This window comes from Pseudomonas sp. AD21 (assembly GCF_002878485.1).
Classification (GTDB): Bacteria; Pseudomonadota; Gammaproteobacteria; order Pseudomonadales; family Pseudomonadaceae; genus Aquipseudomonas.
This window is the reverse complement of the sequence record NZ_NQYG01000004.1, coordinates 68,376-88,757: the sequence shown is the minus strand read 5'-3', so window position 1 is coordinate 88,757 and position 20,382 is coordinate 68,376. Positions and strand designations below refer to the sequence as shown.

Here is a 20,382-nt window from a genome sequence, read left to right as displayed (position 1 = left end):
TAATCTGCCGATATCAGGCGTCTGTCTATAGGGCAGATGTAGAGGCGAGGTGTAGGAAAAAAGATCAAAAGATCGCTGCGGCACGCTGCGATCTTTTACTTTTATTCAGCAGGCAAAGACAGACGCTGCCCGGCCATCAACAACGCCAACCGACTCAGGCTCATCCACGGGGAACCGGCAGCCTGTCCCTTGATCTGCGCATCGATGCGCTGGGCTTCGAGCAACAACTGCGCCCAGCGTGGCGCCGAGTAGCGTTGCAGGGCTTTGCTCATCAGCGGTTTTCGCTTGTCCCAGACCGGTGGCTTCGCCTGGCTGAAGCACTTGTCCAGCGGCGTGCCCTGGCTGTACTGCAACGAGATATTGGCTAACAGGCGCAACTCCCGCGCCAGCGCCCAGAGAATCACCGGTGGCTCGACGCCTTCACCGCGTAGCCCTTCGAGCATGCGCAGTGCATGGGCCGGTTCGCCGTTGAGTACGGCATCGGTCAGTCCGAACACGTCGAATCGGGCACTGTCGGCCACGGCGGCCTGCACGGTTTCGACGGTGATCTGTCCACCATCAGCCATCAGCTTGAGCTTTTCGATTTCCTGCGCGGCGGCGAGCAGGTTGCCTTCGACGCGTGCGGCAATCAATTCGACCGCGTCCTGACTGGCCGATAATCCGGCCTGTGACAGACGCTGACGAATCCAGCTCGGCAACTGATTGGCGTCCACCGGCCAGATCTGGATGAACTGGGTCTGCTGACCTTCGACCAGCGCCTTGCCCCATTTGGTCTTCTGCGCACTGCCATCGAGCTTGGGCAAGCTGATCAGCAGCACGGTGTCCTCGGCGGGGCGCGAGCAGTATTCGATCAGCGCGGCAGCGCCTTTGTCACCGGGTTTGCCTGAAGGCAAGCGCAGTTCCAGCAGGCGTTTTTCGGCGAACAACGACATGCTGGCGCCGGCCTGTAGCAACGTGCCCCAATCGAAATTGGCGTCGGCGGCGAACACCTGGCGTTCGTCGAAGCCTTGCTGGCGTACAGCACCGCGGATGGCGTCGGCGGCTTCCTGGCATAACAGCGGGTCATCGCCGCTGATGATATAGACAGGCGCTAGCGCACCTTGCAGGTGTTTGCCGAGTTGAGCGGGAGCGAGCTTCATAAGAAAGGGCGAACGGGGCGCCTGAGCGCCCCGTACGTCTTACTGCTGCGGCAGTTCGAGTGGCGACTGACGCGGGGTTTCCGCTTCAGCCTTCTGTGCCGCCTTCAGCGCGTCGGCTTCTGCTCTGGCCCGGTCGTTGGCCGCTTGCTGCAATTGCTGCAGTTGACCCGGAGTCAGCTGTTGCAGGCGCAGAATCATGCGTTGAACCAGCTCGCGACGGGTTTCATTGCGGGCGTCGTTAGCTTCCTGGTCGGAGCCGACAAGGTTGTTGCCGTCGTGGATGAACACCTTCTGCACTTCAAGCTTGTCGCTCAGCAGGTTCAGATTGTGTTCGCCAACGATGTCGTAGTTCAGCACGGTGCTGACCTGGTACTCGCCAGTACGGCCAGCGCCGGCGTAGCTGAGGATGCGCTGGTTTTCCTGCTCGTCAGACAGGTACAGCTTGAACGGCGCACCGTTGTAGACCTTGACGCCGCTGGACTCCAGTACCTGACGCAGCTGAGTGACGGTCGGACCGTAGGCGTTGCGGGCGCTCAGGTCGAGTTCCTTGATCGCCAGTTCGGTGGTGCCAGTGCCACGCAGCTGGAAACCGCAGGCGCTCAGCAGAACGGCGAGGCCCATCACCAGCAGATTGCGTTTGATCATTGTGTTGCTCCCCTTGAAACCATGTGGGCCGACCCTGCGGCCCGAAAGGTTTTACAGAGCGCCAGGCAGACCTGGCGCTCAATCCAATTTAGCTGGCGACGATGTTGACCAGTTTGCCTGGCACGACGATCACTTTGCGAATGGTCAGGCCGTCGACGAAACGCAGCACGTTTTCGTTGATGCGGGCTGCCGCTTCCACTTCTTCGCGGGTCGCGCTGGCCGGCATTTCGATCTGGCCACGCAGCTTGCCGTTGACCTGGATAACCAGCGTCAGGCTGTCCTGCACCAGAGCACTTTCGTCCACTGCCGGCCAGCTGGCGTCGATGACCGCGTCATCGTGGCCCAACTGGTTCCACAGCTCGTGGCTGATGTGTGGTGTGATTGGCGCCAGTAGCAAGGTCACGGCTTCGAGGCCTTCGTGAATCAGCGCACGATCCTGTTCGGTGCCTTGCGCAGCTTTCTCCAGCACGTTCATCAGTGTCATCACCTGAGCGATGGCAGTGTTGAATTTGTGGTTCTGGCCGACGTCGTGGCTGGCCTGCTTGATGGCCAGGTGGATGGCGCGGCGAACGGCCTTCTGCTCGTCGTTCAGGCCGGCGACGTCCAGTTTGCCCGGCAGGCCCTGGGTGACGTGGGCCTGAGCCAGACGCCAGACGCGCTTGAGGAAGCGGTGCGAGCCTTCAACGCCTGAGTCGGACCATTCGGCGCTCATGTCAGGCGGCGAGGCGAACATCATGAACAGGCGGCAGGTGTCGGCCCCGAACTGGTCGATCATCGACTGTGGGTCGACGCCGTTGTTCTTCGACTTGGCCATTTTTTCGGTGCCACCGATTTCCACTGGCAAGCCGTCGGATTTCAGTTTGGCGCTGATGACCTTGGCCTTGCTGTCACGCTCCAGTTCCACGTCCGCCGGGTTGAACCAGGTGTAGGCACCGTTGGCTTCGCGACGATAGTAGGTCTCGGCGATCACCATGCCCTGGGTCAGCAGGTTCTTGAACGGTTCGTTGGAGCTTACCAGGCCTTCGTCGCGCATCAGCTTGTGGAAGAAGCGCGCATACAGCAGGTGGAGGATGGCGTGTTCGATACCGCCGATGTACTGATCCACCGGCAGCCAGTGGTCAGCCGCGGATTTTTCCACCAGACCGCCTTCGAAGTGTGGCGAGGCGTAACGGGCGTAGTACCACGAGGACTCGACGAAGGTGTCCATGGTGTCGGTTTCACGTTTGGCAGGCTGGCCGCATTTCGGGCAGCTGCACTCGTAGAATTCCGGCATGCGCGCCAGCGGCGAACCGGCGCCGTCCGGCACCACGTCTTCCGGCAGCACCACCGGCAACTGGTCTTCCGGCACCGGCACGTCACCGCAAGTGTTGCAGTGGATGATCGGGATCGGGCAGCCCCAGTAGCGTTGACGGCTGATGCCCCAGTCGCGCAGGCGGAACTGGGTGCGCGAGGCACCGAGGTTTTTCTTGATCAGGGCGACTTCCATGGCGTCGAACGCGCCGGTGAAGTCCAGGCCGTCGAACTCGCCGGAGTTGATCAGCGCGCCGTGCTCGCCGTAGGCGCCCTGCCACGGGGCCGGGTTGGTGTCACCGGAGCTGGTGCGCACCACCGATTTGACCGGCAGGTTGTACTTGTGAGCGAACTCGAAGTCGCGCTCGTCGTGGGCCGGCACGGCCATCACGGCGCCGTCGCCGTAATGCATCAGCACGTAGTTGGCGACCCACACCGGCAGTTTTTCACCGGTCAGCGGGTGCTCGACGAACAGGCCGGTCGGCAGGCCTTTCTTCTCTTGAGTGGCGACGTCGGCTTCGGCAACGCTGCCGCCCTTGCATTCAGCGATGAACGCTTGCAGCTCAGGGTTGTTCTTGGCGGCCAGCGAGGCCAAGTGGTGCTCGGCGGCCACGGCGACGTAGGTCGCGCCCATCAGGGTGTCCGGACGGGTGGTGAAGACCTTGAGCGTGCCTTCTTCGCCGATCGAGTCGATGTTGTACGGGAACTGCACTTCCATGCCGCGGGATTTGCCGATCCAGTTGCGCTGCATGGTCTTGACCTGTTCAGGCCAGCCAGTCAGTTCGTCGAGGCTCTCCAGCAGCTCATCCGCGTAAGCGGTGATCTTGAAGTAGTACATCGGGATTTCGCGCTTTTCGATCAGCGCGCCGGAACGCCAGCCGCGACCGTCGATCACCTGTTCATTGGCCAGAACGGTCTGGTCGATCGGGTCCCAGTTCACGGTGCCGTTTTTACGGTAGATCACGCCTTTTTCGAACAGGCGAGTGAACAGCCATTGTTCCCAGCGATAGTAATCAGGCTTGCAGGTGGTCACTTCACGGGACCAGTCCACCGCCAGGCCCAGGCTGCGCAGCTGGGACTTCATGTAGGCGATGTTTTCGTAGGTCCACTTGGCAGGTGCCACGTTGTTCTTCATCGCGGCGTTTTCCGCCGGCATGCCGAAAGCGTCCCAACCCATTGGTTGCAGAACATTTTTGCCTTGCATGCGCTGGTAGCGGGAGATCACGTCGCCGATGGTGTAGTTGCGCACGTGCCCCATGTGTAGCTTGCCGCTGGGGTAAGGGAACATCGACAGGCAATAGTAGGTCTCCTTGCCTGGCTGTTCACTGACTTCAAAGGACTTTTGCTCGTCCCAGAACGACTGGGCGGCGGCTTCGATTTCACGGGGCTGATATTGTTCGTGCATGGCTACTTTTGTACTGGATAGGGGTGGCCTAATCCTCTTCAACGCGCCATCCGGGGATGCACCGGACAAGCTGGAAGTGGAATTACAGGAAGCGCCGTAGCATACATGACCGCGCTTGGCCTAGGGAAACCCTGATTACAGCTGTTTGGCCGGTTAAAAACGTGGCGAGGGCCGTTGGTCGCGGCGTGCAGCCGGTTTGTGCAGCGAAGCTAAGCTCTAATTGGGGAGTGAGTCTTATCTTCAATGAGGTGAGGGATGGTGGAGCAACGGCAAAAAAACGTGACGAAACCCGAGTTGTACGAACGGTTGATGGATCGTCTGGGCATGGCTCTGGACGCTGCCAAAACCGCTGGCCGGCTGCGCGATGAGCGCCCCCTGGAACTGGAATTGCGTGGCTTGAGCCCCGCCGAGTTCAAACTGGTCAAGGCCTATCTGGATCGCAGTGAACGTGAATCGCATGGATACCTGTCGCAGGCAGTGAAGCAACTCGATGCAGCACATTCGGCCAAGGTCATCTGGCTCAAGGACAAGGCGCCCGGCAGAGACCCCGTCAAGGTTCGTTCTGTACAGGCCAAGTAAGCGCATGGCAGGTCAAAAAAACGGATCTTTTTCACAGGGATCCTACCTATCGGTTGTAACGCTTTATTAACACTCTTAGGCTTCGGGCATCTCTGGAGATGCCCCGATGCCTTTTCGTTACTTCATCAAACAACTTCTATTGCCGCCCGGCATTCTTTTGCTGCTGTTGCTGGTCGCCTGGTGGCTGCGCCGCTCCCGGCCGCGGCTGGCCGGCCTGTGTTTTGCCATTGGCCTGGGTGGTTTCTGGCTGATGAGCCTGCCGGTGGTCGTGCAGTGGGGCGCCAAAGCGCTTGAACGTGAGCCGCCGCTGCCCCGCGATGCGTGGACGGCGCTGGCACAAAGGGCCGATGCCATCGTGGTCCTGGGTTCAGGGCGTGAGCGCGGCGATCTGGCCTGGGGCGAGGATCAGCCGACCGGTGTGGGCCTGGAGCGTCAGCGCTATGCCGCGCGGCTGGCCAAGGCCTCCGGATTGCCGATCCTGACCAGCGGTGGCTTGCATTACGGCACGCCGCCGACCGAGGCGAAGCTGATGGCCGATTCGCTGCGCGATGATTTCGGCGTGACAACGCGCTGGCAGGAAGGTGAAAGCCGCACCACCTGGGAGAACGCCAGACTCAGCGCCGATATCCTGTTGCCCCAAGGCATCAAGCGCGTCGTGGTGGTGACGCAGGCCTGGCATATGCCGCGCGCCGTGTGGTGTTTTCAGCAGGCTGGGTTTGAAGTGGTGCCGGCCCCCGTAGGGTTTCTGGGGACCGATAATGCGCGACCGTTTGGTGGCTGGCTGCCGGAGTTCAAGTCGATCTGGCAGAGTGGGCAGTTGCTGAATGAGGCGGTAGGGCAGGTGGGGTATTCGTTGTTCTACCGCGGTGATTGATCGTTCCCACGCTCTGCGTGGGAACGCATCCCGTGGCGCTGTGCGCCACATCCGAAGCGGAACGCGGAGCGTCCCCGGCGGCGTTCCCACGCGGAGCGTGGGAACGATCATTGTCGGGGGGCTTTAAAGGGTTTTCGACATCCGGCTCGCCATCAGCGCCCAGCCAAACAGCAGCACACACACAATGATCAGCGGCCATGAGCGCCATTGCAGGTACGGCGTCAGGTTGTGCATCGGCACCACCTCACCGTACAAAATACCCTGCTCGAACTGCGGAATCTGCTCGGTGATCTGCCCGAACGGGTTGATCAGCCCGGTCACGCCGTTGTTGGTGGCGCGGATCATCCAGCGGCCCGCTTCAAGTGCACGCATCTGCGCCATCTGCAGGTGTTGCAGCGGGCCGATCGAGGTGCCGAACCAGGTGTCGTTGCTGATCGTCAGCAGCAGATCACTGCGCGCCGACAGGCCCGCGGCGAATTCCGGGTACACCACTTCGTAGCAGATGAACGGCGCAATCTGATAACCCTTGGCTTGCAGCAACGGCTGGTCGGCCGGACCGCGAGCGAAGTCGGACATCGGCAAGTCAAAGAACGCAATCAAGCCACGCAGCAGCTCCTGCAAAGGCACGTATTCGCCGAACGGCACCAGTTTCTGCTTGAGGTAGGTGCCATCGCCTTCGCCGACCACGGTAATGCCGTTGAAGAAGCGTTTTTCGTGGCGGACCATTTCGCGGATCGGCACGCCGGTAATCAGCGCCGATTTACGCTCGGCGGCGAACGTGCCCATCATGCTCAGGTAGCCTTCGGCAGACTCTTTGAGGACCGGCACAGCGGTTTCCGGCCAGATCAGCAGGTCCACCCGCTTCGAGCGAAAGCTCAGGTCGCGGTACAGCGCCAGTTGTGCGTTGAGCTCGGCCGGGTCCCATTTCATGCTTTGTGCGACGTTGCCCTGAATCGCGGCAACCGTCAGCGGCGCGCCGGACGGACTGGTCCAGGCGTGACCCTTGAGGGCAATGCCGGCAACCCACGGCCCGACCAGCAACAGCAAACCAGCCGCGATAAAACCTTTTCGACCGCTGCTGAGCAGGCGCGGTGCGTTGTAGATCAGTGCCGCAGTCAGGGCCAATACGAAGGACACCAGCCACATGCCACCGACCGGCGCGAGCCCGGACAATGGGCCGTCGAGCTGGCTGTATCCGGAATAGAGCCACGGGAAACCGGTGAGGAACCAGCCGCGAAATGCCTCCTGGCCGACCCACAGCGCGGCAAACGCCAGCGCGTCGGCCAGCGGTGCTTCGTTGCGGCGTAACCAGCGTGCCCAGAGCCACGCGGGCAGCGCGAAGAAAAAAGCGATCGCTGCGGTGAACAGCAGCATCAGGAACCCGGCCAGCAGCACGGAGGCACCACCGAAATGGTGGATGCTGTAGTAGATCCAGCTGGTACCGGCGCCGAACAGGCCGAAACCGAAGCACCAGCCACGGCCCAGCGCCTGACGCGGTTTCAGCTCACGCAGGCCGGCGTAGAACAGGCCGACCGCCAGCAGGGCCAGCGGCCAGATGTTGAACGGGGCCAGGGCGAAGGTGGTGATTGCACCGGCCGCCACGGCCAGCAGGTTACCGGGCCAGCCGGGGCGGGTTGTCCAGCGCATTTCTATCCTTAATGATTACCGAGCGATTGGCGTCAGTCGCAGCAAATGAATCCGACGGCTGTCGGCGTTCAGGATGCGGAAACGATAGGCGCCGATTTCAGTGGTTTCGTTGCGTTTTGGCAAGTGCCCGAACGCGCTCATCACCAGGCCGCCGACCGTGTCGAACTCGTCGTCGGAGAATTCGCTGTCGAAAAACTCGTTGAAGTTCTCGATCGGCGTCAGGGCCTTGATCAGGAAGTCACCGCTGGGCAGCGGCTTGATGTAGCTGTCTTCTTCGACGTCGTGCTCGTCTTCGATGTCGCCGACGATCTGTTCCAGCACGTCTTCGATCGTCACCAGACCTGCCACGCCGCCGTACTCGTCGATGACGATGGCCATGTGGTTGTGGTTGGCGCGGAACTCACGCAGCAACACGTTCAGACGCTTGGACTCCGGCACGAATGTGGCCGGGCGCAGCAGATCCTTGATGTTGAAACTGTCGCCGTTCTCCTTGAGGATCAGCGGCAGCAGATCCTTGGCCAGCAGCACGCCCATCACGTCGTCATGGCTTTCGCCGATGACCGGATAGCGCGAGTGGGCCGAGTCCAGCACGGCGGGCAGGAATTCACGAGGGGTCTGGGTCGCCTTGATGCTGATCATCTGCGAGCGCGGGACCATGATGTCGCGTACTTGCAGGTCAGCCACCTGGATGGCGCCTTCGACGATGGCCAGCGCTTCGCTGTCCAGCAGTTTGTTCTGATGTGCATCACGCAGCAGCTCAAGCAGCTCCTGACGGTTCTTCGGCTCGTGGGCAAAAGCCTGGGTCAGTTTGCCCAGCCATGACTTCTGCCCGTTGCTCGATCGATCTTCGCTCATAGCGATTACTCTGAATCCTTTGTTGTAACGATAGGGGATGTTTCGGTTTCGTCGTCCGCGTACGGATCGGGATAGCCCAATTCGGCAAGCAACTCGCGTTCCAGTGCTTCCATTTCTTCGGCTTCGTCGTCATCTATATGGTCGTAACCAAGCAGATGCAAGCAGCCGTGAATGACCAGATGTGCCCAGTGCGCTTTAAGTTCCTTGCCTTGTTCGGCGGCTTCGCGCGCGACCACGGCCACGCAGATCACCAGATCGCCGAGCAGTGGGATGTCGAGAAACTCGTCGGGTACTTCGGCAGGAAACGACAGGACGTTGGTCGCGTAGTCCTTGTGGCGCCAGGTGTGGTTGAGCTCGCGGCCTTCTGCCTCGTCGACCAGGCGAATGGTCATTTCCGAGTCAGCAGTGCGCTGGCGCAGGGCCAGTTCGCACCATTGGCGGAACTCGGCTTCGCTCGGGGCTTTCGCTTCGGTAGCGATTTGCAGATCCAGCTCAAGCATCGCGCGAGGTTTCCTTGGGGGCATCGGCGCGGCTTTCGAAGCGCTCGTAGGCTTCGACGATCCGCTGCACCAATGGGTGGCGCACGACGTCTTTGGGCTGGAAGTGCGTGAAGCTGATGCCCGGCACGTCCTTGAGCACTTCGATCACATGATGCAGGCCGGACTTGGTGCCGCGCGGCAGGTCGACCTGGGTGATGTCACCGGTGATGACCGCGGTGGAGCCGAAGCCGATGCGGGTCAGGAACATCTTCATTTGCTCGACGGTGGTGTTCTGGCTTTCGTCGAGAATGATGAAGCTGTTGTTCAGCGTACGACCGCGCATGTAGGCCAGCGGCGCAACTTCGATCACCTGACGTTCGATCAGCTTGGCCACGTATTCGAAGCCGAGCATTTCGTAGAGGGCGTCGTACAGCGGGCGCAGGTACGGGTCGATCTTCTGGCTCAAGTCGCCGGGCAGGAAGCCGAGTTTTTCACCCGCTTCAACCGCCGGACGCACCAGCAGGATGCGGCGGATCTGCTCGCGCTCCAGTGCATCGACCGCGCAGGCCACGGCCAGGTAGGTCTTGCCGGTACCGGCCGGACCGATGCCGAAGTTGATGTCGTTACCGAGGATTTCCTTCACGTAGCGCAGCTGATTCAAGCCGCGTGGGCGAATCATGCCTTTCTTGGTGCGCAGGGCGACGGAGGCTTCGGCGGGGGCGTGATTGTCCAGCTCGACCACGGCCGATTCCTGGAGGAACAGGTGCACCAGGTCCGGCGACAGCTCGGTACCTTTGGTTTCCCGGTACAGGCGGCGCAGCAGGTTTTCCGCAGACGTGGTGTGCTTGGGTTCGCCGATCAGTTCGAACTGGTTTCCGCGGTTGCGGATCTCGATGGTCAGGCGCTGTTCGATCAAGCGCAAATGCTCGTCGAATTGCCCGCACAGATTGGCGAAGCGGCGAGCCTCAAAAGGCTCGAGGATAAAACGATGTGGTTCTATGGGTGCGTTCAAGGTCGTATTTAGCCGCCCTGGGGCAATTAAGATGAAATCAAGGATAACGCCAGAGGCTTGGGTGCGAAAGCTCTTAAATATGGATGCGAGTTTGGAACGCCTTTCTGTGGCGGGTGGAGTTATCTGTGGCGAGGGGATTCATCCCCGATGGGCCGCGGAGCGGCCCCAAAACCAGAGCTCTCGGTATGGCAGATTCACCGTAACTTCAGCTTTGGGTCGGCTGCGCCAACCATCGGGGATAAATCCCCTCGCCACAAAAGCCTATCCACAATGCAATGGTGTTATTGGACCAGCGAGCCGCGCAGCGAGTGCGGTTGTGCCGCGTCGATGTGCACGTCGGCGAACTGGCCGATCAGGGTCGGATTATCGCAGCGGAAGTTGACGATACGATTATTCTCGGTACGTCCTTGCAGCTCGCCCGGGTCTTTTTTCGAGTAGTCGGTGACCAGAATGCGCTGGATCGAACCGACCATTTGTCGGCTGATCTCGAACCCTTGCTGATTCAGACGGTGCTGCAAGGCGTTCAGGCGTTCTTTCTTCAACTCTTCCGGAGTGTCATCGGCCAGATCGGCTGCCGGGGTGCCCGGGCGCTGGCTGTAGACGAACGAGTAGGAAAAGTCGAAACCGACATCGGCAATCAGCTTCATGGTCTGTTCGAAGTCTTTCTCGGTTTCGCCCGGGAAACCGACGATGAAGTCCGAGCTGATGCAGATGCCCGGCACCGCTGCACGCAGTTTGCGCAGCTTGGACTTGTACTCCAGCGCCGTGTGGTTGCGCTTCATTGCCGCCAGAATCCGGTCGGAACCCGACTGCACCGGCAAGTGCAGGTGTTTCACCAGCTCCGGCACGTCGGCATGGGCCTGAATCAGACTGTCGGAGAACTCCAGCGGGTGCGAGGTGGTGTAGCGGATGCGGTCGATGCCATCAACGGCGGCCACTACGCGGATCAACTCCGCCAGATCGGCCAGGCGACCGTCATGGGTGGTGCCGCGATAGCCGTTGACGTTCTGCCCCAGCAGGGTCACTTCACGCACGCCGTTTTCGGCGAGGTGGATGATTTCGGCGAGCACGTCGTCGAACGGCCGGCTGACTTCTTCGCCACGGGTGTAGGGCACCACGCAGAACGTGCAGTACTTGCTGCAGCCTTCCATCACCGACACGTACGCGCTCGGGCCATCGATGCGCGGCTCGGGCAGGTGGTCGAATTTTTCGATTTCCGGGAACGAGACGTCGACTTGCGGCAGCTTGGTGATACGCGCAGCGTCGATCATTTCCGGCAGGCGGTGCAGGGTCTGCGGGCCGAACACCACGTCGACATACGGTGCGCGATCACGGATCGCCGCGCCTTCCTGGCTGGCCACGCAACCGCCGACGGCGATCACCATCTCCGGGTTGGCGAGTTTCAGTTCGCGCCAGCGGCCGAGCTGCGAGTACACCCGATCCTGGGCGCGTTCGCGGATCGAGCAGGTGTTGAGCAGAATCACGTCGGCATCTTCCGCGCGCGCCGTGACTTCCAGGGCCTGATGTTCGCCCAGCAGATCGACCATGCGCGAGCTGTCGTACTCGTTCATCTGGCAACCGTGGGTTTCGATGTAAAGCTTCTTGGCCATGGAGTAGGGTCGTCACGTGATTCAAAGAACCGCGCATTATAGGGAACAAGCCCTCAGGTTCCTACCGCTGTGCGTCCAGTGGCTATGCTATAGTTTGCGCCCTCATTTTTATCCCCGATGTTATCCCCCCGCCATGACCAAACGCGAAGCTCCAATCTATAAGGTGATTTTCCTCAACCAGGGCCAGGTGTTCGAAATGTACGCCAAGCAGATCTATCAAAGTGATCTGTGGGGTTTTCTGGAAGTGGAAGAGTTCGTCTTTGGCGAGCGCACGCAAGTGGTGGTCGATCCGAGCGAAGAGAAGCTCAAGGCGCAGTTCGAAGGCGTGGTGCGCAGCTTTGTGCCGATGCATTCGATCGTGCGCATCGACGAGGTGGAACGTCTGGGCACCCCGAAAATCAGCGAAGCCCGCGGCGCGGTCGGCAATGTGATGCCGTTTCCGATGCCGATGCCTGAGAAGTAAAACCGAACCTGGATTGATCGTTCCCACGCTCCGCGTGGGAATGCCGCCTTCGACGCTCTGCGTCGGTGACGCGGAGCGTCACGGGATGAATTTCCACGCAGAGCGTGGGAACTATCGCTTATCAGGGTAGGGGCGAAAACGGCGTACGCCCATCGGCGCTCTGCAGTTCCATCAGGTATTTACGGAAAATTTGCCCGAGCACCTGGGTGGCGGTTTCGAGATCTTCGCGGGACATTTTTTCGGAGACTTCGTCGGCGGTGTCCAATGCATCTTCAGCGCCGTTGACCGCGGCCATCTTCAGCACGATGTACGCCTGAATGTTGTTGGCCTGCACGCCTTCGCCGTGGAAGAACATGGTGCCGAGCTTGAACTGCGCCTGAGCGTGGCCTTGCAGCGAGGCCTTTTCGAAATAGCTCAGGGCTTGATTGAGGTCGCGTGGCGCATTCTTGCCGTCGTAGTAGAACTCACCCAACTCGTACTGCGCTTGCGCGTCCCCTTCGTCCGCCGCTTTCTGGCAGGCGGCCAGTGCCTGCGTGACGTCTTGCGGCTGAGTGTTGAGGGTGCAACGACCCATCGCCGGGATCAACAACGAGTTGCCGCCTGCTTGTGCATGCGCGAGCAGGGGCTGAAGGAGCAACAGGCAGCCCAAGGCAAGGGTGCGGCCGGTGCGGTTCATGGGAATCGACTTACCTCTGAAGGGCACGCGGACCCATCGAGGGATCCAATAAGCGCGCATTATGAAATAAGCAGGGCCAACCTTACAAAGTCTTTACTCGTTTTTCTGCTGCGCGGGGAATATATCGGCCACTTTCTGGCAGATTTTTAGCAGAGGCGTGGGAAAAACGACGCAAGTGTAGGTGAATGCTGACGCTGGCAATGGCCAACGTCAGCGTCACGGCCATTACTTCAGTGCAGCGAAGGCACGCTCGGCAGCGTCCAGAGTGATTTTCAGCTCGGCTTCGCCGTGGGCGATCGAGGTGAAACCGGCTTCGAAGGCGCTCGGCGCCAGGTACACGGCGCCTTCCAGCATCAGGTGGAAGAAGCGACCGAACAGGGCTGCGTCGCTGGCCATCACGTCTTCAAAGGTGACGATGTCGTCGGCGCCGCTGAAGTACAGACCGAACATGCCGCCGGCCTGCGTGGTCACGAACGGAATGCCCGCGGCATCGGCACGTTGTTGCAGGCCGTCAAGCAGGCGCGTGGTGTAGTCGGTCAGCTCGGCATGGAAACCCGGGCGGCTGATCAGGCGCAGGGTGGTCAAACCGGCGGCCATCGCCAGCGGGTTACCCGACAGGGTGCCGGCCTGATACACCGGGCCCAGCGGCGCGATGCGCTCCATGATTTCACGCTTGCCGCCGAAGCAGCCGACCGGCATGCCGCCGCCGATGATCTTGCCGAAAGTGGTCAGGTCAGGATTGACGCCGTAGTAGGCCTGGGCACCGCCGAGGGCGACACGGAAACCGGTCATCACTTCGTCGAAAATCAGCACCACGCCATGCTTGTCGCAGAGCGAGCGCAGGCCTTCGAGGAAGCCCGGCGCCGGCGGTACGCAGTTCATGTTGCCTGCCACTGGCTCGACGATGATGCACGCAACGTCCTGGCCGACTTCAGCGAGCATCTGTTCAACCGCGTCGATGTCGTTGAACGGCAGGGTCAGGGTGTGCTTGGCGAACGCGGCCGGTACACCGGCGGAGCTCGGCACGCCTTGGGTCAGTGCGCCGGAGCCGGCCTTGACCAGCAGGCTGTCGGAGTGACCGTGGTAGCAGCCTTCGAACTTGATGATGCTGTCACGACCGGTGTAACCACGGGCCAGACGGATCGCGCTCATGGTCGCTTCGGTGCCGGAGCTGACCATGCGCACCATGTCCATCGACGGCACCAGCGAGCAGACCAGATCGGCCATCTCGGTTTCCATCGCGGTCGGCGCGCCGTACGACAAACCGTGTTGCAGTTGATTGCGTACCGCGTCGAGCACGTCCGGGTGGCTGTGGCCGAGGATCATCGGACCCCACGAACCCACGTAATCCACATAGCGCTTGTCGTCTTCGTCAGTGACGTAGGCGCCTTCGGCGTGCTTGAAGAACAGCGGCGTGCCGCCCACGCTCTTGAACGCGCGAACCGGCGAGTTCACACCACCGGGAATGTGTTTCTGGGCATCGGCAAACAGGGTTTCGGAACGAGACATGATCGGGCTCTCAAATCAGATTTTCTAAGCTACTTAAATAGAAAGCAGTTCGTTGAAGGCGCGCGCGCGGCGGGTCACTTCGGCGCTGCTGTCGGCGCCGAACAGGCCATGCACCACCGCGAGCAGGTCGACGCCATGGGCCACCAGCGGGGCGGCGTTGTCGAGGGTGATGCCGCCAATCGCGCAGATCGGCAGGTGCAGCGTGCGCTTGGCTTCGTCGAGCAGATCGAGGCTGCACGTCGGCGCGCCGGGCTTGGTGCTGGAATTGAAGAAACGGCCGAAGGCGACATAGCTCGCGCCTTCTTTGGCGGCTTGTTCGGCCAGCGCGATTTGCGCGTGGCAGGTCGAACCGATGATGGCTTTCGAACCGAGCAGCGCACGGGTCGGCGACAGCGGGCCGTCGGTCTGGCCCAGATGCACGCCGACGTTCAGGCGCGCGGCCAGTTCGGCGTCATCGTTGATGATCAAATGAGTCTTGTAGCGCTCACACAGGTCACGCAGCGCTTCGGCCTCGCGCAGGCGGCGCGCCTCATCGCTGCTTTTGTCGCGGTATTGCAGCAGGGTGACGCCGCCTTCCAGCGCCGCCTCCACGTACGACAGAAACTTGCCCGCGAGCAGTGTGCTGTCGGTGATGGCATACAGACCACGTAGTTTCATCAGGCAGACCTCACGACGTTACGAGCAAAAATCCAGCGGCAGGCGACGCGGCACGAACTGGCCTTTACCCAGTTGTTCGGCATCGCGCAGGGTGCGCCAGGTGTAATCCAGCGCGGTGCGTACGGCGCTGGCGAGGTTTTCACCTTGGGCCAGGCGACCGGCGAGGGCGCTGGCCAGGGTGCAACCGGAACCGTGATAGCTGCCTGGCAAACGCTGGCAGTAGAAGGTTTCACGCAAACCATCACGGCTGTACAGGCGATTGTGGATTTCAGTTTCGTCGCCATGACCGCCGGTGATCAGCAGGTTTTTGACGAACGGCAGGAGTTTTTCAGCGCACTCGTCCGCGGTGCCTTCGGGCAGCTCGGCGAGGATCCGGGCTTCAGGCAGGTTGGGAGTGGCAATGATCGACAGCGGCAGCAGACGCTCGCGCATCGCATAACCGACCTCGTCCTTGCCCAGGCGTCCACCGCCGCCGGCACGCAGCACCGGGTCGCAGACCACTGGCAAGTGCGGGTGCGCCGCAAGCAGTTCGACAACGGTGTCGACCATTTCCAGCGAACCGAGCATGCCCAGTTTGACCGCAGCGACTTCGGAGTCGTTGAGCACGGCATTGGCTTGGGCCAGTACCCACTCACGGTCGAGGACGCGGAAGTCAGTGACGTTGACGGTGTCTTGCACGGTCAGGGCGGTGACGGCCGGAGCCGCATGGCAACCCTGCGCGAGCAGGGCTTCGATATCTGCCTGCAAGCCGGCGCCACCACTGGGGTCGTGGCCGGAGAGACAGAGGACAACGGGGCGGGAGCTGTAGATATTCATGGTGCGCGAGCTTACCACCAAACCTGATTTTGGGGTTCAGTCCTGACAGCGTTCGCCGATAGATTGTCTGACAAGCTGCCACCCTGAGTTCACTCACAACTGTGGCGAGGGGATTTAGCGAAACGTCGCACCGCCCCGATGGGTCGCGAAGCGGCCCCAGACCCTGCAACCCGATTTCTGCTGGCGCACCGCGCTGGCTGACTTTGCGACTGCTTCGCAAGCGATCGGGGATAAATCCCCTCACCACAAAGGTATTCACATATCGGGTGTAGTAGTGAGCTGACCAACTCAACAGCTCTAGCCCGCTGCTTTGCTCTGAAACGCCCGTTCTAGAGCCTTTGTCGTAAAGATTTTGATGGTGCTCAATGGCCATCAACGGCTATGCTAGTCTGGATCCAAACCAATAACAGGTAATACCGGTTTTACGTCTACTCAAAGGGAATGGGGGGCTTCCTGACACAACCGGACGAGCCACGCTGGGGCTTCAATGCGCTATTTGCTGATGTTGCTGTTCTGCTTGCCCCTCTTCGCAAGCGCCGTCGAGTTCGACGAAAATACCCAGAGCCTTCCCCTGGGTCGCTCCTTGCAGGTGTTCGAAGACCCGAGCGGTCAGGCGAACATCGCCGACGTCCGCGCTCAAGCGGCGGCGGGTAATTTCAAAGCCCACGATAAAGCCACGCTCAATGCCGGTTACTCGCGTTCGGCGTTCTGGCTGAAGATCGACCTGCGTTACCGTCCGAATAATCCGGCCGCACAGCGCCCCTGGCTGCTGGAGCTGGCGTCCCCGCCGCTCGATCACCTTGATCTGTACATGGCCGATGCCAACGGCGACTATCGCCTGATCCGGCAGACCGGCGACGCCTTGCCGTTCGCCAGTCGCGAGATCCGTCAGAACAACTACCTGTTCGACCTGAGTTTCGCCCCCGACCAGCAACAAACCCTTTATCTGCGCCTGGCCAGCGAAGGCTCGATTCAGGCGCCGGTGACGTTATGGTCGAGCACCGCGTACCTCGAAGACCAACCCGTGCGCCTGTATGTGCTGGGCATCATTTATGGCGTGCTGCTGGGGATGCTGGTCTACAACCTGTTCATCTACTTGAGCGTGCGCGACACCAGCTACCTCTATTACATCTTCTACATTGCCTCGTTCGGCCTTTATCAACTGTCGGTGAACGGCGCGGCGGTCGAGTATTTCTGGCCGGACAATCCGTGGTGGGCCAACGCCGCCACACCGTTTTTCATCGGCTGTGCCGGCCTGTTCGGCAGCCAGTTCGCCCGCAGTTTTCTGCAGACCAAAAACCACAGCCGCTGGCTCGACCGCTTGCTGATCGCCCTGATCGCGTTCGGCGCCCTGGTGATCGGCCTGTCGCTGATGACCAGTTACGCGTTGTCACTGCGTCTGGCGACGATACTGGCGCTGACCTTCACCGTGGTGATTTTCGCCGCCGGGATTCTGGCCTGGTGGCGCGGCCTGCGCGTGGCGCGTTATTTCATCATTGCCTGGTCGGCGTTTTTGCTCGGCGGCATCGTCAACACGCTAATGGTGCTCGGCTTGCTGCCGAACGTGTTCCTGACCATGTACGCCAGTCAGATCGGTTCGGCGATTGAAGTGGCATTGCTGTCGCTGGCGCTGGCCGACCGCATCAATGCCATGCGCGAGCAGCAGGCGCAAACTCTGTTCGACGCCGGGCAGAAGCTCGAAGTGCTCAACCAGCAACTGGCCCACAGCAACAAGCTCAAGGACGAATTCCTCGCGACCCTGACTCACGAATTGCGCACGCCGATGAACGGGGTGATCGGTTCGCTGGAGCTGATGCAGACGGTCGAGCTGGAACCTGAGCTGGAGCAGTACCAGCAAACCGCCGCCGGTTCTGCCCGGGAAATGATGCGCATGGTCAACGGCATCCTCACCCTCACCGAACTGCAGGCTGGCAAGCTCAAGGCGACGCCGGGCAGTTTCAGTCTGCGTGCGGTGGTCGAGGCCTTGCGCGTTCAGTTCGATGGCAATGCGGCGGGCAAGTCGCTGGACTTCAAGGTCGAGGTGCTCCCGACCCTGCCGGACCGTTTGCACGGCGACAGCGCCAAACTCGCGCAATGCCTGGAGTGCCTGCTGGACAACGCGATCAAGTTCACCCGGGTCGGCGGCCTGGCGCTGCGGGTGACTGGCAAACCGGCGGCGGAAAACCGCTTGGCCCTGTCGTTTGCAGTGATCGACACCGGCATCGGTTTCACCGATCTGGGCGAGGCGACGATGTATCAGCGTTTCTTCCAGCTCGACGGCTCGATGACTCGCGAATACGGTGGCTTGGGCGTGGGCCTGGCGATCTGTCGGCAACTGGTCGAGTTGCTCGGCGGCAAGCTCACCCACCGTTCAGAACCCGGACGCGGCAGCCGCTTTCAGCTGGATGTCGAATTCGAGCTGCCAGTGGTCGAGACGGCGCCGAGCCCGCTGCACGATCGCAGCCGTGCGCCGCAGGACTGCACGGTGCTGCTCGTGGACGACAACAGCGTCAATCAGCTGGTGATGCGCGGCATGCTGCTCAAGCTCGGTTTCCGCGTGCGCACGGCCGACAACGGCACGGCGGCAGTCGATTGCCTGCAACGGGAAACCTTCGACGCGGTACTGATTGATTGCCAGTTGCCCAGCCATGAGGGGGCTTCGTTGTGCTGCCAGATCCACGCCTTGCCGGGCTGTGCCCATGTGCCGGTGTTCATGCTGGCCCAGGGCACGGATCGCGAGCATTGCGCGCCTGGCACGCGTATCGATTACCTGAACAAACCGGTGAAATTCGAAGACCTGCAAACGGCGCTGGAGCGTCGGGTGCTCAGCGCATAATAGGGCGAAAGCGCCGGCAGTTCGGCGTATATGACACTTTGATCAGCCACGGGGCGGTGCTTAACTGAATTCCTTGGCTGACCAAAGGAGCCCCGTCATGAACCTGCATCAGTTCGCCGAAACCCACGAAGTCACCAACCAGCCACCGTCGCTGGACGGCGCCAATCTGTACCGCATCGACCTGCCGTTACAGGAGTGGTCGCGCCGTTTCGGCGCCGGTTGGGCCGAGTCGCGGATCGATGTCTACGGTGCGCTGGCCGGCGGGCCGTTGATGGAAGCGGGGTTCCTCGCCAACCAGAACAAACCGGTTTTTGTCAGCCATGACCGCTACGGTCATCGTATCGATCTGGTGGAGTTTCATCCGGCTTATCACGAGCTGATGCGCACCGCGATCGAGCATGGCCTGACTTCTTCGCCATGGACCCATCCGCAGGATGGCGCGCATGTCGCCCGCGCCTCGATGAGCTATTTGCACAGCCAGGCCGAGGCCGGTAGCGGTTGCCCATTGACCATGACCTTCGCCAGCGTCCCGGCGATGCGCTTGCAGCCGGATCTGGCCGAGCAGTGGCTGCCGAAAATCCTCGCCACCGAATATGACCCGCGCAACATCGGCATGGCGCACAAGGCCGGCGTGACCATCGGCATGGCGATGACCGAGAAGCAGGGCGGCACCGATGTGCGGGCCAACACCACCAAGGCTTATCCGGTCGGTGCCAGTGGCCCGGGCCAGGCCTATGAACTGGTCGGCCACAAGTGGTTCTGCTCGGCGCCGATGTGCGATGCGTTCCTGACGCTGGCGCAAACCGACAAGGGCCTGACCTGCTTCCTGCTGCCACGCCATCGGCCGGACGACACGCGCAATCAGTTCTACATCCAGCGCCTGAAAAACAAACTCGGCAACCAGTCCAACGCCTCCAGCGAAGTGGAGTTCCGTGGCGCCCTGGCGTGGATGGTCGGCGAAGAAGGGCGTGGCGTGCCGACCATCATCGAGATGGTGGCGATGACCCGTTTCGATTGCATGGTCGGCTCCAGCTCGCTGATGCGTCAGGCGCTGACCCAGGCCAGCCACCACTGCGTGCACCGCAAGGTCGGCGGCAAACTGCTCAGCGAGCAACCGTTGATGCAGAACGTACTGGCCGACCTCGCTCTGGAAAGCGAAGCCGCGCTGGCCCTGAGCCTGCGCATGGGCCAGGCGCTGGATCATCTGGGCGACCGCCACGAAGCGCAATTCGCCCGGCTGGTGACGGCGGTGGGCAAGTACTGGATCTGCAAGCGCGCGCCGGCAATGATCAACGAAGCCGCCGAATGCATGGGCGGTGCCGGGTATGTAGAAGAGAGCATTCTGCCGCGCCTGTATCGCGAAGCGCCGGTCAACTCGACGTGGGAAGGCTCGGGCAACGTGCAGTGCCTGGACGTGTTGCGCGCGCTGTCGAAGGAGCCGGGCGTGCTCGATGTGCTGTTCAGCGAGTTGGGTGACGGCCATGGCGACAAGCGCCTGGCCGCGCACATCCAGCAGTTGCAGGCGCAGTTCAAGGACACCAGCGATATTCAGTACCGCGCGCGGCAGCTGACCGAGGATATTGCGCTGGGGCTGCAGGCCAAGCTGTTACTGGAAGCCGGAAACTCAGCGGTGAGTGATGCCTTTATTGCCAGCCGGCTGAGCGGCGGCGCTCGCGTTTATGGCACTTTGCCGCGTGGGCTGGACGTCGAAGCCATCGTCACCCGCTCAACCCCGCAAGGTTTCTGACACACCAAAAATCCCCCTGTAGGAGTGAGCCTGCTCGCGATAGCGGTGTACCAGTCAATGCAAATGTCGACTGATACATCGCTATCGCGAGCAGGCTCACTCCTACAGGGATCGTGGGTGTGTCCATATATTGTGCGGTTGCC

The 20,382-nt window shown here is 61.3% G+C and carries 17 protein-coding genes; 5 read left to right on the top strand and 12 right to left on the bottom strand.

Features of this window, described 5'->3' with window-relative positions; all coding sequences use genetic code 11:
• Positions 1-101: 101 nt before the first annotated feature.
• From holA to leuS, 3 genes are all read right to left on the bottom strand, one after another.
• Entirely contained in the window at positions 102-1,139 is a 1,038-nt protein-coding gene (gene holA / locus PseAD21_RS03605) for a DNA polymerase III subunit delta (RefSeq protein ID WP_102354536.1), read from the bottom strand.
• A 39-nt stretch (positions 1,140-1,178) separates the two neighbouring features.
• A complete protein-coding gene (gene lptE / locus PseAD21_RS03600) occupies positions 1,179-1,784 on the bottom strand; it encodes an LPS assembly lipoprotein LptE (protein ID WP_102354535.1) in 606 nt (201 codons plus the stop codon).
• An 88-nt stretch (positions 1,785-1,872) separates the two neighbouring features.
• A complete protein-coding gene (gene leuS / locus PseAD21_RS03595) occupies positions 1,873-4,479 on the bottom strand; it encodes a leucine--tRNA ligase (protein WP_102354534.1) in 2,607 nt (868 codons plus the stop codon).
• A gap of 255 nt (positions 4,480-4,734) precedes the next feature.
• Here leuS and PseAD21_RS03590 point away from each other — a divergent pair, with 255 nt between their 5' ends.
• Together PseAD21_RS03590 and PseAD21_RS03585 are read left to right on the top strand one after the other, a co-directional pair.
• Complete coding sequence (locus PseAD21_RS03590) at positions 4,735-5,058, top strand: hypothetical protein (protein ID WP_102354533.1); 324 nt, start codon at positions 4,735-4,737, stop codon at positions 5,056-5,058.
• Between the two features lie 106 nt (positions 5,059-5,164).
• Positions 5,165-5,932 (top strand): YdcF family protein, encoded by a 768-nt coding sequence (locus PseAD21_RS03585; RefSeq protein WP_102354532.1) that lies wholly within the window; start codon positions 5,165-5,167, stop codon positions 5,930-5,932.
• Between the two features lie 123 nt (positions 5,933-6,055).
• Here PseAD21_RS03585 and lnt read toward each other — a convergent pair whose 3' ends face one another.
• The 5 genes from lnt to miaB form a co-directional block, all read right to left on the bottom strand.
• Entirely contained in the window at positions 6,056-7,579 is a 1,524-nt protein-coding gene (gene lnt / locus PseAD21_RS03580; RefSeq protein WP_102354531.1) for an apolipoprotein N-acyltransferase, read from the bottom strand.
• 15 nt (positions 7,580-7,594) lie between these two features.
• Positions 7,595-8,434 carry an HlyC/CorC family transporter gene (locus PseAD21_RS03575; protein WP_102354530.1) on the bottom strand — a complete coding sequence of 280 codons (840 nt, stop codon included), beginning with the start codon at positions 8,432-8,434 and terminating at the stop codon, positions 7,595-7,597.
• A gap of 5 nt (positions 8,435-8,439) precedes the next feature.
• Positions 8,440-8,934, bottom strand: coding sequence for an rRNA maturation RNase YbeY (gene ybeY, locus PseAD21_RS03570; protein WP_102354529.1), 495 nt, complete (start codon positions 8,932-8,934; stop codon positions 8,440-8,442).
• On the bottom strand, positions 8,927-9,925 hold the full coding sequence (locus PseAD21_RS03565) for a PhoH family protein (RefSeq protein WP_102354528.1): 999 nt from the start codon (positions 9,923-9,925) through the stop codon (positions 8,927-8,929). The genes ybeY and PseAD21_RS03565 overlap by 8 nt, the downstream gene beginning before the upstream one ends.
• Before the next feature lie 281 nt (positions 9,926-10,206).
• The gene (gene miaB / locus PseAD21_RS03560) at positions 10,207-11,535 is read right to left on the bottom strand and encodes a tRNA (N6-isopentenyl adenosine(37)-C2)-methylthiotransferase MiaB (protein ID WP_102354527.1); all 1,329 of its coding nucleotides are present in this window, start codon (positions 11,533-11,535) and stop codon (positions 10,207-10,209) included.
• Between the two features lie 133 nt (positions 11,536-11,668).
• Between miaB and PseAD21_RS03555 the strand changes: the two genes are divergently transcribed.
• On the top strand, positions 11,669-11,998 hold the full coding sequence (locus PseAD21_RS03555) for a DUF1820 family protein (RefSeq protein WP_003185742.1): 330 nt from the start codon (positions 11,669-11,671) through the stop codon (positions 11,996-11,998).
• A gap of 121 nt (positions 11,999-12,119) precedes the next feature.
• On the opposite strand, the gene PseAD21_RS03550 is transcribed toward PseAD21_RS03555, so the two are convergent.
• From PseAD21_RS03550 to PseAD21_RS03535, 4 genes are all read right to left on the bottom strand, one after another.
• Positions 12,120-12,674, bottom strand: coding sequence for a tetratricopeptide repeat protein (locus PseAD21_RS03550; protein ID WP_003228518.1), 555 nt, complete (start codon positions 12,672-12,674; stop codon positions 12,120-12,122).
• A 225-nt stretch (positions 12,675-12,899) separates the two neighbouring features.
• The gene (gene hemL, locus PseAD21_RS03545; RefSeq protein ID WP_102354526.1) at positions 12,900-14,183 is read right to left on the bottom strand and encodes a glutamate-1-semialdehyde 2,1-aminomutase; all 1,284 of its coding nucleotides are present in this window, start codon (positions 14,181-14,183) and stop codon (positions 12,900-12,902) included.
• A 33-nt stretch (positions 14,184-14,216) separates the two neighbouring features.
• Positions 14,217-14,840 carry a thiamine phosphate synthase gene (gene thiE / locus PseAD21_RS03540; RefSeq protein ID WP_102354525.1) on the bottom strand — a complete coding sequence of 208 codons (624 nt, stop codon included), beginning with the start codon at positions 14,838-14,840 and terminating at the stop codon, positions 14,217-14,219.
• An 18-nt stretch (positions 14,841-14,858) separates the two neighbouring features.
• Entirely contained in the window at positions 14,859-15,656 is a 798-nt protein-coding gene (locus tag PseAD21_RS03535; protein ID WP_102354615.1) for a hydroxymethylpyrimidine/phosphomethylpyrimidine kinase, read from the bottom strand.
• Positions 15,657-16,143: 487 nt separating this feature from the next.
• On the opposite strand from PseAD21_RS03535, the gene PseAD21_RS03530 reads away from it, so the two are divergent.
• Both PseAD21_RS03530 and PseAD21_RS03525 read left to right on the top strand, forming a co-directional pair.
• Positions 16,144-18,492, top strand: a complete 2,349-nt coding sequence (locus PseAD21_RS03530) for a hybrid sensor histidine kinase/response regulator (protein ID WP_102354524.1) — start codon at positions 16,144-16,146, stop codon at positions 18,490-18,492.
• A gap of 97 nt (positions 18,493-18,589) precedes the next feature.
• Positions 18,590-20,239, top strand: coding sequence for an acyl-CoA dehydrogenase family protein (locus tag PseAD21_RS03525; protein WP_102354523.1), 1,650 nt, complete (start codon positions 18,590-18,592; stop codon positions 20,237-20,239).
• Positions 20,240-20,382: the final 143 nt, after the last annotated feature.

Coding starts and splice junctions, on each gene's coding strand:
- thiE (WP_102354525.1), bottom strand. CDS start 14,840: ATGAAACTACGTGGTCTGTATGCCATCACCGACAGCACACTGCTCGCG.
- leuS (WP_102354534.1), bottom strand. CDS start 4,479: ATGCACGAACAATATCAGCCCCGTGAAATCGAAGCCGCCGCCCAGTCG.
- ybeY (WP_102354529.1), bottom strand. CDS start 8,934: ATGCTTGAGCTGGATCTGCAAATCGCTACCGAAGCGAAAGCCCCGAGC.
- lptE (WP_102354535.1), bottom strand. CDS start 1,784: ATGATCAAACGCAATCTGCTGGTGATGGGCCTCGCCGTTCTGCTGAGC.
- PseAD21_RS03585 (WP_102354532.1), top strand. CDS start 5,165: ATGCCTTTTCGTTACTTCATCAAACAACTTCTATTGCCGCCCGGCATT.
- PseAD21_RS03590 (WP_102354533.1), top strand. CDS start 4,735: ATGGTGGAGCAACGGCAAAAAAACGTGACGAAACCCGAGTTGTACGAA.
- PseAD21_RS03530 (WP_102354524.1), top strand. CDS start 16,144: ATGCGCTATTTGCTGATGTTGCTGTTCTGCTTGCCCCTCTTCGCAAGC.
- PseAD21_RS03525 (WP_102354523.1), top strand. CDS start 18,590: ATGAACCTGCATCAGTTCGCCGAAACCCACGAAGTCACCAACCAGCCA.
- holA (WP_102354536.1), bottom strand. CDS start 1,139: ATGAAGCTCGCTCCCGCTCAACTCGGCAAACACCTGCAAGGTGCGCTA.
- PseAD21_RS03555 (WP_003185742.1), top strand. CDS start 11,669: ATGACCAAACGCGAAGCTCCAATCTATAAGGTGATTTTCCTCAACCAG.
- PseAD21_RS03550 (WP_003228518.1), bottom strand. CDS start 12,674: ATGAACCGCACCGGCCGCACCCTTGCCTTGGGCTGCCTGTTGCTCCTT.
- PseAD21_RS03535 (WP_102354615.1), bottom strand. CDS start 15,656: ATGAATATCTACAGCTCCCGCCCCGTTGTCCTCTGTCTCTCCGGCCAC.
- hemL (WP_102354526.1), bottom strand. CDS start 14,183: ATGTCTCGTTCCGAAACCCTGTTTGCCGATGCCCAGAAACACATTCCC.
- miaB (WP_102354527.1), bottom strand. CDS start 11,535: ATGGCCAAGAAGCTTTACATCGAAACCCACGGTTGCCAGATGAACGAG.
- PseAD21_RS03575 (WP_102354530.1), bottom strand. CDS start 8,434: ATGAGCGAAGATCGATCGAGCAACGGGCAGAAGTCATGGCTGGGCAAA.
- lnt (WP_102354531.1), bottom strand. CDS start 7,579: ATGCGCTGGACAACCCGCCCCGGCTGGCCCGGTAACCTGCTGGCCGTG.